Origin of the sequence: Burkholderia sp. E168m23 (genome assembly GCF_016586125.1) — a bacterium.
GTDB classification, from domain to species: Bacteria; Pseudomonadota; Gammaproteobacteria; order Burkholderiales; family Burkholderiaceae; genus Burkholderia; species Burkholderia orbicola.
Genome location: NZ_BCPP01000047.1, coordinates 1 through 15,712 on the forward strand (window position 1 = coordinate 1; position 15,712 = coordinate 15,712).

Genomic DNA, 15,712 nt, shown 5'->3' on the forward strand with positions numbered 1-15,712 from the left:
CGGCGTCGAGGGGCTGATCCACGAGTTCTCGCTGTCGAGCCAGGAAGGCGTCGCGCTGATGTGCCTCGCCGAAGCGCTGCTGCGCATTCCCGATCGCGCGACGCGCGATGCGCTGATCCGCGACAAGATCAGCAAGGGCGACTGGCGCTCGCACGTCGGCCACGCGCCGTCGCTGTTCGTGAACGCGGCGACCTGGGGGCTGATGATCACCGGCAAGCTCGTGACGACCAACAGCGAAGCGGGCCTGTCGTCGGCGCTCACGCGCCTGATCGGCCGCGGCGGCGAGCCGCTGATCCGCAAGGGCGTCGACATGGCGATGCGCCTGATGGGCGAGCAGTTCGTCACCGGCGAAACGATTTCCGAAGCGCTCGCGAACAGCCGCAAGTACGAAGCGCGCGGCTTCCGCTACTCGTACGACATGCTCGGCGAAGCGGCGACGACCGAAGAGGACGCACAGCGCTACTACGCGTCGTACGAACAGGCGATCCACGCGATCGGCAAGGCGGCCGGCGGCCGCGGCATCTACGAAGGCCCGGGCATCTCGATCAAGCTGTCGGCGCTGCATGCGCGCTACTCGCGTTCGCAGCAGGACCGCACGATGAGCGAGCTGCTGCCGCGCGTGCGCGCACTCGCGCTGCTCGCGCGCCGCTACGACATCGGCCTGAACATCGACGCGGAAGAGGCCGACCGTCTCGAACTGTCGCTCGACCTGCTCGAGGCCCTGTGCTTCGATCCGGAGCTCGCGGGCTGGAACGGCATCGGCTTCGTCGTGCAGGGCTACCAGAAGCGCTGCCCATTCGTGATCGACTACCTGATCGATCTCGCGCGCCGCAGCCGTCACCGCCTGATGATCCGCCTCGTGAAGGGCGCGTACTGGGACAGCGAGATCAAGCGGGCGCAGGTCGACGGCCTCGAAGGCTATCCGGTCTACACGCGCAAGATCTACACCGACGTGTCGTACCTCGCGTGCGCGAAGAAGCTGCTCGGAGCGCCGGACGCCGTCTACCCGCAATTCGCGACGCACAACGCGCACACGCTGGCCGCGATCTATCACCTGGCCGGCCAGAACTACTACCCGGGCCAGTACGAATTCCAGTGCCTGCACGGGATGGGCGAGCCGCTGTACGAGGAAGTCACGGGCCGCGACAAGCTGAATCGTCCGTGCCGCGTGTACGCGCCGGTCGGCACGCACGAGACGCTGCTCGCGTATCTCGTGCGCCGTTTGCTGGAAAACGGCGCGAACACGTCGTTCGTGAACCGCATTGCGGATAAAACCGTGCCGGTGAAGGATCTGGTCGCCGATCCGGTCGACGAAGCGTCGAAGGTCGTCCCGCTCGGCGCGCCGCACGCGAAGATTCCGCTGCCGCGCAACCTGTACGGCGACGAGCGCCCCAACTCGATGGGCCTCGACCTGTCGAACGAACACCGTCTCGCGTCGCTGTCGTCCGCGCTGCTCGCGAGTGCGCACCATCCATGGCGCGCGGCGCCGATGCTCGCCGACGACGCGCTCGCCGACGCCCCGGCGCGCGACGTGCGTAACCCGGCCGACCAGCGCGACGTGGTCGGCACGGTCAGCGAAGCGACGTCCGAGCACGTGAGCGCGGCGCTCGCGCACGCGGTGGCCGCCGCGCCGATCTGGCAGGCGACGCCGGTCGACGCACGCGCCGATTGCCTGGTGCGCGCCGCTGACCTCCTCGAAGCGCAGATGCACACGCTGATGGGCCTGATCGTGCGCGAAGCCGGCAAGTCGCTGCCGAACGCGATCGCCGAAATCCGCGAAGCGGTTGACTTCCTGCGCTATTACGCGGCGCAGATCCGCGGCGAATTCTCGAACGACACGCACCGCCCGCTCGGCCCCGTGGTCTGTATCAGCCCGTGGAACTTCCCGCTCGCGATCTTCATGGGCCAGGTGGCCGCGGCGCTCGCCGCCGGCAACACGGTGCTCGCGAAGCCGGCCGAACAGACGCCGCTGATCGCCGCGCAAGCGGTGCGCCTCTTGCGCGAGGCCGGCGTGCCGGCCGGCGCGGTGCAACTGCTGCCGGGCACCGGCGAGACCGTCGGCGCGGCGCTGGTCGCCGATCCGCGCACGCGTGCGGTGATGTTCACCGGCTCGACCGAAGTCGCGCGCCTGATCAACAAGACGCTTGCCGCGCGCCTCGACCCGGACGGCAAGCCGATTCCGCTGATCGCCGAAACGGGCGGCCAGAACGCGATGATCGTCGACTCGTCGGCGCTCGCGGAGCAGGTCGTCGCGGACGTGATGCAGTCGTCGTTCGACTCGGCTGGTCAACGGTGTTCGGCGCTGCGCGTTCTGTGTCTGCAGGACGACGTCGCGGACCGCACGCTGACGATGCTCAAGGGCGCGATGCACGAGCTGGCGCTCGGCAACCCGGACCGGCTGTCGACCGACGTCGGCCCGGTGATCGACGCCGAGGCGAAGCAGACGATCGACACGCACGTCGCGGCGATGAAGGACAAGGGCCACGCGGTCACGCAACTGCCGATGCCCGACGCGTGCGCGCACGGCACGTTCGTGCCGCCGACGCTGATCGAGATCGGCAGCATCGACGAGCTGAAGCGTGAAGTGTTCGGCCCCGTGCTGCACGTGGTGCGCTACCGCCGCAGCCAGCTCGACAAGCTGCTCGAGCAGATCCGCGCGACCGGCTACGGGCTGACGCTCGGCATTCACACGCGGATCGACGAGACGATCGCGCACGTGATCTCGAATGCGCACGTGGGCAACATCTACGTGAACCGCAACGTGATCGGCGCGGTGGTCGGCGTGCAGCCGTTCGGCGGCGAAGGGCTGTCGGGCACGGGCCCGAAGGCCGGCGGCGCGCTGTACCTGCAGCGCCTGCTCGCGACGCGTCCGTCGGGCCTGCCGCGCGCGCTCGCGCAGTCGCTGGTGGCGGACGGCGCGACCGAAAGCGATGCGCGCGGCAACCCGGCGGCGGCGCTCACGATGCTGCGCGACTGGCTGATCGAGCAGCGCGAGCCGGCGCTGGCCGCGCGTTGCGACGGCTACCTCGCGCAGGTGCCGGCCGGCGCGACCGCGGTGCTGAGCGGCCCGACGGGCGAGCGAAACACGTATACACTCGGCCCGCGCGGCACGGTGCTGTGTGTCGCGGCGACGCCGGGCGGCGCGCGTGCGCAGTTCGCGGCGGTGCTGGCGACGGGCAACCGTGCGTTGTTCGCCGGCGCGGCGGGCGAGGCGCTGGTCGCCGCGCTGCCGCCGTCGCTGAAGGCGCACGCGGCCGTGCGCAAGCAGGCCGACGCGCCGTTCGACGCGGTGCTGTTCGAAGGCGACAGCGACGAACTGCAGACGCTCGTGAAGGACGTCGCGCAGCGGCCGGGCCCGATCGTGTCGGTGCAGGGCGTGTCGGCGGGCGCGTTCGAGAACGGCGATGCGGAAGACTACGCGCTCGAGCGGCTGCTGACGGAACGCTCGGTGAGCGTGAATACGGCCGCGGCGGGCGGCAATGCGAATTTGATGACGATCGGCTGATCATCCTTGCCGTTCGGATCAAACAAAGGAAGCGGCCAGGCGATCCCGAAGCCGCTTCATTTACCCTGGTACCAAGGAGATGCTATGCAACACACGATGAAAAAGGTGGCAGGCGCGACGTTCGTCGCGGTCATGTCGCTGGCGGGGACGGCTCATGCGGATGACGTGAAGATTGGTTACGCAGGGCCGATGACGGGCGCGCAGGCGCACTACGGCAAGGATATGCAGAACGGGATCGTGCTCGCGCTGGAAGACTTCAACGCGACGAACCCGAAGATCGGCGGCAAGGCCGTGAAGTTCGTGCTCGACACGCAGGACGACCAGGCTGACCCGCGCACGGGTACGACGGTTGCGCAGAAGCTGGTCGACGACGGCATCAAGGGCATGCTCGGCCACTTCAACTCGGGCACGACGATTCCGGCTTCGCGCATCTACGCGAACGCGGGCATTCCGGAAATCGCGATGGCGACGGCGCCGGAATACACGCAGCAGGGTTACAAGACGACCTTCCGCATGATGACGTCCGACACGCAGCAGGGCTCGGTGGCCGGCACGTTCGCGTCGAAGGATCTCGGCATGAAGAAGATCGCGATCGTCGACGACCGCACGGCCTACGGCCAGGGTCTCGCCGACCAGTTCGAGAAGGCCGCGAAGGCCGGCGGCGCGACGATCGTCGACCGCGAATTCACGAACGACAAGGCCGTCGACTTCAAGGCGATTCTCACGAAGCTGAAGGCAGCGAAGCCGGACCTCGTCTACTACGGCGGCGCGGATTCGCAGGCAGCGCCGATGGTCAAGCAGATGAAGACGCTCGGCATCACCGCCCCGCTGATGAGCGGCGAAATGGTGAAGACGCCGACGTTCCTGAAGATCGCGGGCAACGCGGCCGAAGGCACGATCGCATCGCTGGCCGGCCTGCCGCTGGAAGAAATGCCGGGCGGCAAGGCTTACGCCGACAAGTACAAGAAGCGTTTCGGCGAAGACGTGCAGACGTACTCGCCGTACGCGTACGACGGCGCGATGGCGATGCTGAACGCGATGAAGAAGGCCGATTCGACCGATCCGGCGAAGTACCTGCCGGTGCTCGCGAAGACCGACATGGCCGGTGTGACGTCGACGCACGTCGCGTACGACGCGAAGGGCGACCTGAAGAACGGCGGCATCACGATGTACAAGGTCGAGAAGGGCGACTGGAAGCCGCTGAAGAGCATCGGCGGCAAGTAAGCAGCATGATGTGATGTGACGCGCGGGCGGCGGTGTAACGCGTCGCCCCGCGCCTCATGTAAAAAGCCACCGGACCGACGGGTCCGGTGGCTTTTTCTTTGGTGGGACACGGCCGACAGGACATAGGAATCTTGCTGGCAGTGGTGCAACAGGGGCGCCGCATGCGGACGTCGATACCGCATCACCGTGATGGCGGCCGGATGACGTTACTTGCCGTCGCAGCACTTGTTAGGGCAATCGGGCAGGAAGGAAATTTCCACACGCCGCCCATTGTCGACGTCGCCATGCGAATAGACGCGGACGCTCTTCTTGATGGTGCCGCGTAAAAAACCGAGTTGCTCCAACAGCGCATACGCGGTTTGCAATCTTGATTGCGCAAGGGCCAGTGCTTCCGGTTCACTTTCCTCGGCATGGCCGCTGATCAGCGTTGTTTCCTTGGTCAGGTGATTCGCGTAATTGAGTTTTTGGTCGATTGTCCATTTTGCAATGCGGACGATTTCGGCGTTCGAGATGTGCGAGCTATCTCTCGAAAAGTAGATGTCGAAGTTCTCGCTGGCGATGCATGCGAATACCGGACTAGATGTGATCAGGTATAGGCTAACAATAAATTTAGGCATGTAAATTACGTGTCCTGCAATGCTGTCGGCATTGTTGATTGCTGGTCGACGTTGCTCAACCACGGCCGTGTCTCGGTAAACGGAATGTCCTGCCCCGAGACGCTATTCCAGATAAGAACCGTTGATCAATCGGACAAGTATGATTCGTTATCCGTAATTTATTGTTCAAGGAGGGTACGAGTGCGCGAGTTACACGTGCGCTGACTCAATCCCGGATACTCAGTCCCCCCGCACCCGCAGCAGAAACTTCTGCAACTTACCGGTCGGCGTGCGCGGCAACGCCTGCGCGAACGTGAACTCGCGCGGAATCTTGTACGCGGCGAGTCGCTCGCCGCAGAACGTGCGCAGCGCATCCGCATCGCGCGCCGCGTTCGCCCGCAGCACGACGTGTGCGACGACCGTTTCGCCCCAGTCCGGATGCGGCACGCCGACGACGGCCGCCTCGGCGATGTCCGGGTGCGCGCCGAGCACGTCCTCCACCTCCTTCGAATAGACGTTCTCGCCGCCGGTGACGATCATGTCCTTCAGCCGGTCGACGATGAACAGGTAGCCGTCCTGATCGATCCGCGCGATGTCGCCGGTGCGATACCAGCCGTCCGGCGCGAACGCGGCGCGCGTCGCGGCCGCGTCGTCGAGATAGCCGAGCATCATGCAATCGGTCTTCAGCCAGATCTCGCCGGTCTCGCCCGGCTGCGCATCGACGCCGTCCATCCGCACGACCCGCAGGTCGACGCCCGGGCCGCCCTGGCGGCCGATCGAGCCGGCCTTCGCGATCTGCTCGTCCGGATACAGCGTCGTGCCGGCCGGGCCGGTTTCCGTCATCCCGTACACCTGGAAGAACGCGTGGCTGCGATACGCTTGCGCGAGCCGTTCGGCCTGCGTGGCGCCGATCGGGCCGCCGCCGTACAGCCACGCGCGCACGCTCGACAGGTCGAATGCCGCGAAGCCGTCGATCGTGTCGAGCGGCAGCGTATACGACACCGGCGCACCGAAATACAGCGTCACGCGTTCGCGCTCGACGGTCTGCAGGAAGCGCAGCGGATGGTATTCGCGCAGCAGCACGACGGTGCCGCCCGCGACCAGCGTGCCGCCGAACCAGTTGTTCAGCGGCGACGAATGCCAGATCGGCATCGCCATCAGCGTGCGCTCGTTGCGGCCGATCCCCGTCGCGAGCGCCGCCTGCATCGCCGCGAGCGTCACCGTGCGATGACTGTGCACGCAACCCTTCGGGCGGCCGGTCGTGCCGGACGTGTAGAGGATTTGCGCGACGTCGTCGTCGGCCGGCTCGATGCCCGGGAGGCCGTCCATCGTCGCGCACATCGCGTCGAAATTCGGCACGCCGTCGAGTTCGCCCTCGGTCACGAGCCGCCGCGCCGGATGCACGATCCGCTCGACCACCGGCGCGAGCGCCACGTCGAACAGCAGCGCGGTGCTGCCGCTGTGTTCGAGCACGTAGTCGACTTCCGGCGCCTGCAGCTTGTGGTTGATCGGCACGAACGCCGCGCCGAGCCGCCATGCGCCGAACATCAGATCGACGAAAGCCGGCGTGTTGAAGCACATCGCGGCGACACGGTCGCCGGCCGCGACGCCGAGCGCGCTCAGCACGGCCGCCGCGCGGTGCGAACGCTCGCGCGCGGCCGCATACGTGATCGTCGCGGATTCGCTGACGAGGAACGGCTTGTCGGGCGTCGCACGGGCGGCGCGGTCGAGGGCGGCGACGAGGTTCATCGAGGCTCCGGGCGGGCGAACGAATGCGATTTGGGTGAACGGGCCGGCGTCAGGCCGGGTACGCGCGCTGCAGCAGCGCGGCGACGTCGATCGCGTGCGGATCGAAGCCGCCCGCGATGCGGCCCCAGTCGGAGGCGCCGAGCCGCGTCGCGACGAACGCGTCGGCGACGACCGCCGGCGCATCGCGGCGCAGCAGGCACGCCTGCGCGACGACCGCGAGCCGTTGCGCGAACACGCGGCCCGACGCTTCGAGCGTGTCGGCCGGGGCGGCGAGCATCGCGCGCAATCCGTCGAGCGCGGCACGAATGCGCGGTTCGCCCGCGCCGAGGTCGGCCAGTTCGTCGAATAGCGCGGCGGCCGCGTCGGGCTCGCGCGATACGGCACGCAGCACGTCGAGGCACATCACGTTGCCCGAGCCTTCCCAGATCGAGTTGACGGGCGCCTCGCGGAACAGGCGCGCGATCGGGCCGTCGTCGACGTAACCGTTGCCGCCGAACACTTCCATCACCTCGCCGGTCAGCTCGACCGCGCGCTTGCAGACCCAGAATTTCGCGGCGGGCGTGACGATCCGTTTCCATGCGCGTTCGCGCGGCGAGTCGTCGCGTTCGAACGCATCGGCGAGCCGCATCGCGAGCGACAGCGCCGCTTCGCTCTCCAGCGCGAGATCGGCGAGCACGGTGCGCATCAGCGGCTGCTCGGCGAGCGCACGGCCGAACGCATGGCGCTGGCGCGTGTATGCGATCGCCTGCACGACGCCCTGGCGCAGCATCGCCGCACTGCCGAGCACGCAGTTCAGCCGCGTGTAGGTAGCCATCTCGATGATGGTGGGAATGCCGCGGCCTTCGTCGCCGAGCATGATGCCCCACGCGTCGTTCAGCTCGATCTCGCTGCTCGAGTTGCTGCGGTTGCCGACCTTGTTCTTCAGCCGCTGGATCTCGACCGCGTTCTTCGTGCCGTCCGGCCGCCAGCGCGGCACGTAGAAGCACGACGGGCTGCCGGCCTCGGTGCGCGCGACGACCAGGTGCGCGTCGCACATCGGCGCGGAGAAGAACCACTTGTGGCCGCGCAGCCGGTATTCGCCGCCGCGCCCGCCCGCGCCGACCGGCGTGGCGAGCGTCGTGTTCGCACGCACGTCGGAGCCGCCCTGTTTCTCGGTCATGCCCATGCCGAACCAGATCGCGCGCTTGTCGGCGACCGGCACGTCGCGCGGATCGTAGTCGTCGCTGTAGAGCTTGTCGCGCAGCAGGTCCCACAGCGCGGGCTCCTTCTGAAGCACGGGGATCGCGGCCTGCGTCATCGTGGCCGGGCACAGCGTGCCGGCCTCGATCTGGCCATGCAGGTAGAAGCCGGCGGCCGTCGCGGCCCAGCGGCCGCGGCGCGACTCGCGGAACGCGAGCGACACGAAGCCTTCGTGACGATACTGGCCAAGCAGCGTGTGCCAGGCGGGATGGAAGTCGACGCGGTCGATGCGCCGGCCGCGCCGGTCGAACGCGTGCAGTTCCGGCGTGTGCTGGTTCGCTTCGTCGGCGAGTTGCGCGGTGTCGGCGCTGCCGAGCCGCGCGCCGTACGCGTCGAGCTGTGGCACGGCCCAGTCGGCGCCGGCCCGGGCGAGCGCGTCGCGCAGCGCGAGATCCGTCGCGAAGAGGTTATAGTCGACGAGTTCGTCGAACTGGTTCGTGACGGCGTGAGTCGAGTCGGTCATCGCGGTTGTCTCCGGTTTGTCTCCGGTCTCATGCTTCGCGGTCAGCCGGCATCATGCCGCGCGGAGGGCGCTTTGCCGCGGATGCCGGCTTCCGGTAAAACGTATTCCCTGCTGAATTCAGAGTAGCAAATATGCCGCCGCGACATGTTCAGGTTCCGGCGCCGCCCGGCTCACCGGCGGCGCAACCCGCGCCCGCGTTGCGCCGCCGGCCGCGCCAGTCGCGTGCGCAGGCGAGTTCCGACGCGCTGCAACAGGCGTTCGTTCAGCTTTTGCTCGAACGCGGCTACGCGAAGGCGACGATCCGCGAGATCGCGGCCGTCGCGGGCGTCAGCATCGGCACCTTCTACGAGTATTTCGGCGACAAGCAGAGCCTCGCGGCGCTCTGCATCCACCGCCGCGTGCTGGCGCTGGCCGACCGGCTGCGCGACACAGTGCAGCGGTTGCGCGGTGCGCCGCGGGCCGAACTCGCCGTCGCGCTGGTCGACCTCCAGGTCGATACGATCGCCGCCGACGCGGCGCTGTGGGGCGCGCTGCTCGCACTGGAGCGGCAGGTGTCGCCGCTCGCCGCCTATCGCCGGCATTACGACGCCTATGTCGCGCTGTGGCGCGACGCGCTGGCCCAAGCGGCCGACCCGCCGCCGGCCGCAAGGCTCGACGGGCTCGCGCGGATGGCCCACACGATCTGCTATGGCGGCCTGTCGCAGGCGCTGCTGACGCTCGGGCCGGCGCTCGATTTCGCCGCGCAGCGCCGTGAGCTGCGGGCCGTGCTGCTCGCGTACCTCGCGGCGGCGGACGCGTAGCTTTCCTCGGGGAAATGCCTGATTCGCATATCAGGCGCGCAGGCCGGCCTTGCCGCCAGGCCCTTCTCCGGGCGAGCCATGAGAAAAATGCATGGCCGCCATGACGAACTTTCGATTGTCCGCCGATATTGGCTCGGGCTAAATCATGCGGCAGATGCAGGCCGCGCACGGCGCGGCCCGCCCGAAGGACATCAGGAGGAGGAGTCATGCGAAGCGCCACCGCGCCCCGTTCGAAACTGCCCGACGTCGGGACGACGATCTTCACGGTGATCGGCCAACTGGCTGCTCAACACGACGCGCTGAACCTGTCGCAGGGCGCGCCGAATTTCGCGCCCGATCCGGCGCTCGTCGAAGGCGTCGCGCGCGCGATGCGCGACGGTCACAACCAGTACGCGCCGATGGCCGGCGTGATCGCGCTGCGCGAGCGGCTCGCCGAGAAGACCGAGGCGCTGTACGGCGCGCGCTACGACCCGGCGACCGAGATCACGGTGATCGCGAGCGCGAGCGAAGGGCTTTACGCGGCGATCAGCGCGCTCGTGCATCCCGGCGACGAGGTGATCTATTTCGAGCCGTCGTTCGACAGCTATGCGCCGATCGTGCGGTTGCAGGGCGCGACGCCGGTCGCCATCAAGCTGTCGCCCGAGCATTTCCGCGTGAACTGGGACGAGGTGGCCGCGGCCATCACGCCGCGCACGCGGATGATCATCGTCAACACGCCGCACAACCCGACCGCGACGGTGTTCTCCGCCGACGATCTGGCGCGGCTCGCGCAGCTCACGCGCGACACAGGCATCGTGGTGCTGTCCGACGAAGTGTACGAGCACGTCGTGTTCGACGGCGCGCAGCACCAGAGCGTCGCGCGCCACCGCGAGCTGGCCGAGCGCAGCGTGATCGTGTCGTCGTTCGGCAAGTCGTTCCACGTGACCGGCTGGCGCGTCGGCCATTGCCTCGCACCGGCCGAACTGATGGACGAGATCCGCAAGGTGCACCAGTTCATGGTGTTCTCGGCCGACACGCCAATGCAGGTCGCGTTCGCGGAGATCCTCGCGCGGCCGGACAGCTATCTCGGCCTGTCGGCGTTCTACCAGGCCAAGCGCGACCTGCTCGCGCGCGAGCTGGCCGATTCGCGTTTCGAGCTGCTGCCGAGCGAAGGCTCGTTCTTCATGCTCGCGCGCTTTCGCCACTTCTCGGACGAAAGCGACAGCGATTTCGTGCTGCGCCTGATCCGCGATGCGCGTGTCGCGACGATTCCGCTGTCGGCGTTCTATACCGAGGGCACCGACGCCGGCGTGATCCGGCTCAGTTTTTCGAAGGACGACGCGACGCTGGTCGAAGGCGCGCGGCGGCTGCGTTCGCTGTAGGACAACCGGCGACGGAGACGTCGCATCGACCAGACCCAGGAGATCACGATGAAACACACGGCTACCTTGAAACTCGCGTTCGCACTCGCGTGCGCCATCGGCTCCGGCGCGGCGCTCGCCGATGCGCCGACGCTGCGCTTCGGCCTCGAAGCGCAATACCCGCCGTTCGAATCGAAGGCGCCGAACGGCGACCTGCAGGGCTTCGACATCGACGTCGGCAATGCCGTCTGCCAGACGGCGAAGCTGTCGTGCAAATGGGTCGAGACGTCGTTCGACGGGCTGATTCCGGCGCTGAAGGGCCGCAAGTTCGACGCGATCAACTCGGCGATGAACGCGACCGAGCAACGGCGCCAGGCGATCGACTTCACCACGATCATCTATCGCGTGCCGACCCAGCTGATCGCGCGCACCGGCAGCGGGCTGCTGCCGACGCCCGAATCGCTGAAGGGCAAGCGCGTGGGCGTGCTGCAGGCGTCGATCCAGGAAACCTTCGCGAAGGCGCACTGGGAGCCGGCCGGCGTCGCGATCGTCGCGTACCAGGACCAGAACCAGGCGTATGCGGATCTGGTCGCGGGCCGCCTCGACGCGACGCTCGTGCTCGCGCCGTCGGGCCAGCGCGGCTTCCTGTCGCGCCCGGACGGCAAGGGCTTCTCGTTCGTCGGCCAGCCGGTGCACGACGACAAGATCCTCGGCAGCGGCATCGCGTTCGGCCTGCGCAAGGGCGACGACGCGCTGAAGGCGAAGCTCGACGCGGCGATCGACAAGCTGAAGGCGGACGGCACGGTGAAGTCGCTCGGGTTGAAGTATTTCGGCGATATCGACATCTCGACGAAGTAAGCGGGGCCGCGCACGATGCCGACCTCGAACCGGACCGCGGGCAGCGCACCGGACGGCAGGCCGCTGCCGGACGAGGCCGTCGATGCCGTGCTCGCCGCCGAACTGGGCGACGCACTCGTCACGCGCGCGGCCGATATCGATCCGCGTTACTTCACCGCGTACAACGAGCCGGCCGGCGTGCGGCCGCGCGCGCTGGTGCGCCCGTGCAGCGTCGACGACGTGTCGCGCACGCTCGCGCTGTGCTCGCGGCTCGGCCAGCCGGTCGTGCCGCAAGGCGGGCTGACCGGGCTCGCGCGCGGGGCGGTCGCGCTGGGCGGCGAGGTCGTGCTGTCGATGGAGCGCTTCGCGGGCATCGAAACGCTCGACGCGGCGGCCGGCACGATCACCGTGCGCGCGGGCACGCCGCTGCAGACGGTGCAGGAAGCCGCCGAAGCGGCGGGCTTCACGTTCGGCGTCGATCTAGGCGCGCGCGGCTCGTGCCAGATCGGCGGCATGCTCGCGACCAATGCGGGCGGTACGCGCGCGATCCGCTACGGGATGATGCGCGAGCAGGTGCTCGGGCTGGAGGCGGTGCTCGCGGACGGCACGATCGTGTCGTCGATGAACCGGATGCTGAAGAACAACGCGGGCTACGACCTGAAGCAGTTGTTCATCGGCAGCGAAGGGACGCTCGGCGTCGTCACGCGCGCGGTGCTGCGGCTGCATCCGTTGCTCGCGGCGCCGGCCACGGCGCTCTGCCGCGTGCGCGACTACGACGCGGTGGTCGCGCTGTGGAATCGCGTGCGCACGCTGCCGGAAGTCGTCAGCTTCGAGGCGATGTGGCCGTCGTTCTACGACTACGTCGCGCGGCATACGCCCGGGGTATCGGCGCCGTTCGTCGGCGACGGCGGTTTCGTGGTGTTGATCGAATGCGCGACGAGCGCGCCGGGCGGCGATGCGCACCAGGCGCTCGAAACGGGGCTGGCCGCGGGATTCGATGCCGGGCTCGTCGACGATGCGGTACTCGCGACCTCCGAGCGGCAGGCGCGCGATTTGTGGGCGTTGCGTGAAGGTCTCGCGATCGATGCGCTGCCCCATCTCGTCAACTTCGACGTGAGTCTGCCGACGGGCGAACTCGGCGCGTTCGCCGAACGCTGCGAGGCGGCGTTGCGGGCGCGCTGGCCGGCGCTCACGTGCCTGTTCTTCGGCCATGTCGGCGACGGCAACGTGCATATCGGCGTGTCGCTGGCCGCGATGACCGACGCGGATGCCGATGCGCTCGATCACTGCGTGTATGCGGTGGTGCGCGACATGGGCGGCTCGGTGTCGGCCGAGCACGGGATCGGCGTGCTCAAGCGTCCTTATCTGGCGCACACGCGCAGCGCCGCGGAAATCGGGCTGATGCGGCGCCTGAAGGCCGCGCTGGACCCGCGCGGCATCCTGAATCCCGGCAAGGTACTTTGATGCGGCCGACGGCCGCTGCCGCCGGGCATCGGCCGGCGCCGCGCGTCAGCCGTCCACCCAGCGCAGCGCGCCGATCTTCAGGTGTTCGACGACGCTGCGCGCCCAGTTCAGCTCCGCATTGAGCAGCACGAGCGCATGCTCGTTCTGCAGCAGGAACAGGCGCGGCACCTGCTCGGCCTGTGCGGTGGCGCGCAGCGCTTCCAGCCGCTCGCGTTCGGCGTCGAGCCGCGCGATGCGCAGCTCGAGCTGGTGACGCGCATCTTCCGCATCGAGCAGCGGCAGGAACGCGAGGCCGGCGCCGAACGCCGGAAATTCACGGGCGGGCTCCGCGAGCAGCGCATGCAGCCATGCCTGCCCGGCCGTGTGCCCGGCTTCCGTCAGCGCATACACCGTGCGCTCCGGAAACGCGCCGTCGCGTTCGGTGTCGTGCACGGCGATCAGCCCGTCGCGCAGCAGCCGATCGATCGTCTGGTACAGGCTCGTGCGCTGCCGCACATTGACGACTTCGTCGTAGCCGCGGGCCTTCAGTTGCTGCAGCATTCCGTACGGATGCATCGGCGTTTCGGTGAGCGTCGCGAGGACGGCCAGCGCGAGCGGAGACGGGCGACTCATAGACATGAATAGTTAAATTATATCTAGTAAGAATATAACTATTCTCAATCTGATTATCTTGTTTGGCAAGGGTTTCAGCCGAGGTGCGAGCGCTTCGTGGCCGGCGCGACGGTTTCCATCGTCGCAAGGCCATGCACGATGCCGCAATCCTCGACCGAATGCTCGCCGACGCACTGGCGGCGCAATTCGGTGAGCTGGTCGCGCAGATGCGTGAGTTCCGCGAGGCGCGCGTCGACGTGTCCGATGTGATCGTCGAGCAGCGAATTGATCGAATCGCAGCGGTCGGCCGGCGTGTCGGTGAGCCGCAGCAGCGCGCGGATTTCGTCGTGCGCCATGTCGAGCGCGCGGCAGTTGCGGATGAAGCGCAGCCGCTCGACGTGCACGTCGGTGTAGTTGCGGTAGTTCGAATCGGTGCGCTCCGCATCCGGCATCAGACCCTCTTTCTCGTAGAAACGGATCGTCTCGGGCGTGCAGCGGGCCGCTTTGGCCAGTTCGCCAATCTTCATGCCTTTCTCCCGTGTAAGGGTTGACCTTGTAGTGGCTTCAGGGTGTTAACTCTACACCGTCAAGCCACAAAGGAGGTTGTCATGACCGACGCCAAGCGTCCCCACGACCCACGACACCGTCATGCCGGCGGCGCCGATGCGTGCTGCGCCGATGCGCGCGACACGCAGACGGCGACCGTTGCCGACGCGGCGTCGGTGGCCGGCGAGCACGCGCACGGCCATGACCACGATCACGGGCACGATCACGCCGCGCACGGCGAGGCGGGTCATGACCACGATCACGGCCATGCGGGCGACGACCAGCATGTGCACGGTGCAACGTGTTCGCACGACCACGCCGCGCATGACCATGCCGGTCACGACCACGACCACGACCACGACCACGACCACGACCACGACCACGCGGCCGGCGACTGCTGCGCGCCGGCAGCGCTGACGCTCGCGCCGCTGCCGGTCGCGCAGGCAACCGCGTCGGGCCACGTGCGCTCCGCGTTCCGCATCATGCAGATGGACTGCCCGACCGAGGAAACGCTGATCCGCAAGAAGCTCGGCGGGATGGGCGAAGTGTCGGCGCTCGAATTCAACCTGATGCAGCGGATGCTGACCGTCGAGCACGTGCCCGGCGCGCAGCCGGCGCTCGAAAGTGCGATCCGCTCGCTCGGGATGACGCCGGAAGCCGCGTCGGCCGATGCACCGGGAGCGCCCATCGCGCCGCCGCCCGCGAAGCCGTGGTGGCCGCTGGCGCTCGCCGGCGTCGCCGCGATCGCGTCCGAAGGTGCGACCTGGGCCGGGCTGCCGGTGTGGCTGTCGGCCGCGCTCGCGCTCGCCGCGGTGCTCGCGTGCGGGTTGACCACGTACAAGAAGGGCTGGATCGCGATCCGCAACGGCAACCTGAACATCAACGCGCTGATGAGCATCGCGGTGACGGGCGCGATGGCGATCGGTCAGTGGCCGGAAGCCGCGATGGTGATGGTGCTGTTCACGATTGCCGAGCTGATCGAGGCGAAGTCGCTCGACCGCGCGCGCAATGCGATCCAGGGGCTGATGCAGCTCGCGCCGGATACCGCGACCGTGCAGCAGGCCGACGGCGCGTGGCGCACGATCGAGGCCGCGCAGGTCGCGCTCGGCGCGGTCGTGCGCGTGAAGCCGGGCGAGCGGATCGGGCTGGACGGCGAAGTCGTCGCCGGCCGCTCGACGGTCAACCAGGCGCCGATCACCGGCGAGAGCCTGCCCGTCGAAAAGGCGAGCGGCGACGCGGTGTACGCGGGCACGATCAACGAATCGGGTTCGTTCGACTACCGCGTGACGGCCGTCGCGGCCAACTCGACGCTCGCGCGGATCATTCACGCGGTCGAGGAAGCGCAGGGCGCGAAGGCG

The 15,712-nt window shown here is 68.2% G+C and carries 11 protein-coding genes and 1 pseudogene; 7 read left to right on the forward strand and 5 right to left on the reverse strand.

Going from position 1 to position 15,712, the window contains the following annotated elements; all coding sequences use genetic code 11:
* On the forward strand, positions 1–3,505 hold a 3,505-nt coding region (gene putA / locus JMF90_RS04375; RefSeq protein WP_201324969.1), incomplete at its 5' end, for a trifunctional transcriptional regulator/proline dehydrogenase/L-glutamate gamma-semialdehyde dehydrogenase.
* A gap of 84 nt (positions 3,506–3,589) precedes the next feature.
* Positions 3,590–4,729, forward strand: coding sequence for a branched-chain amino acid ABC transporter substrate-binding protein (locus JMF90_RS04380; protein WP_011546793.1), 1,140 nt, complete (start codon positions 3,590–3,592; stop codon positions 4,727–4,729).
* Between the two features lie 206 nt (positions 4,730–4,935).
* Here the strand turns inward: JMF90_RS04380 and JMF90_RS04385 are convergent, their stop codons facing one another.
* The 3 genes from JMF90_RS04385 to JMF90_RS04395 all read right to left on the reverse strand — a co-directional run bounded on the left by JMF90_RS04385 (position 4,936) and on the right by JMF90_RS04395 (position 8,776).
* Entirely contained in the window at positions 4,936–5,409 is a 474-nt protein-coding gene (locus JMF90_RS04385) for a hypothetical protein (protein WP_226292261.1), read from the reverse strand.
* Between the two features lie 156 nt (positions 5,410–5,565).
* A complete protein-coding gene (locus JMF90_RS04390) occupies positions 5,566–7,074 on the reverse strand; it encodes a class I adenylate-forming enzyme family protein (RefSeq protein WP_054928213.1) in 1,509 nt (502 codons plus the stop codon).
* Between the two features lie 49 nt (positions 7,075–7,123).
* Complete coding sequence (locus JMF90_RS04395; protein ID WP_054928214.1) at positions 7,124–8,776, reverse strand: acyl-CoA dehydrogenase family protein; 1,653 nt, start codon at positions 8,774–8,776, stop codon at positions 7,124–7,126.
* A gap of 131 nt (positions 8,777–8,907) precedes the next feature.
* Here JMF90_RS04395 and JMF90_RS04400 point away from each other — a divergent pair, with 131 nt between their 5' ends.
* The 4 genes from JMF90_RS04400 to JMF90_RS04415 all read left to right on the forward strand — a co-directional run bounded on the left by JMF90_RS04400 (position 8,908) and on the right by JMF90_RS04415 (position 13,217).
* Entirely contained in the window at positions 8,908–9,576 is a 669-nt protein-coding gene (locus tag JMF90_RS04400) for a TetR/AcrR family transcriptional regulator (protein WP_011546789.1), read from the forward strand.
* A gap of 206 nt (positions 9,577–9,782) precedes the next feature.
* Entirely contained in the window at positions 9,783–10,937 is a 1,155-nt protein-coding gene (locus JMF90_RS04405; protein WP_201316669.1) for a pyridoxal phosphate-dependent aminotransferase, read from the forward strand.
* 48 nt (positions 10,938–10,985) lie between these two features.
* Positions 10,986–11,774 (forward strand): ABC transporter substrate-binding protein, encoded by a 789-nt coding sequence (locus JMF90_RS04410; protein ID WP_006488477.1) that lies wholly within the window; start codon positions 10,986–10,988, stop codon positions 11,772–11,774.
* A gap of 15 nt (positions 11,775–11,789) precedes the next feature.
* Positions 11,790–13,217 (forward strand): FAD-binding oxidoreductase, encoded by a 1,428-nt coding sequence (locus JMF90_RS04415; RefSeq protein WP_201316670.1) that lies wholly within the window; start codon positions 11,790–11,792, stop codon positions 13,215–13,217.
* Between the two features lie 45 nt (positions 13,218–13,262).
* Here the strand turns inward: JMF90_RS04415 and JMF90_RS04420 are convergent, their stop codons facing one another.
* Both JMF90_RS04420 and cadR read right to left on the reverse strand, forming a co-directional pair.
* Positions 13,263–13,835 (reverse strand): PadR family transcriptional regulator, encoded by a 573-nt coding sequence (locus JMF90_RS04420; protein WP_201316671.1) that lies wholly within the window; start codon positions 13,833–13,835, stop codon positions 13,263–13,265.
* Between the two features lie 68 nt (positions 13,836–13,903).
* Positions 13,904–14,335, reverse strand: a complete 432-nt coding sequence (gene cadR / locus JMF90_RS04425; protein WP_201316672.1) for a Cd(II)/Pb(II)-responsive transcriptional regulator — start codon at positions 14,333–14,335, stop codon at positions 13,904–13,906.
* An 81-nt stretch (positions 14,336–14,416) separates the two neighbouring features.
* On the opposite strand from cadR, the pseudogene JMF90_RS04430 reads away from it, so the two are divergent.
* Positions 14,417–15,712: pseudogene (locus JMF90_RS04430) on the forward strand (heavy metal translocating P-type ATPase); the annotation flags it as partial.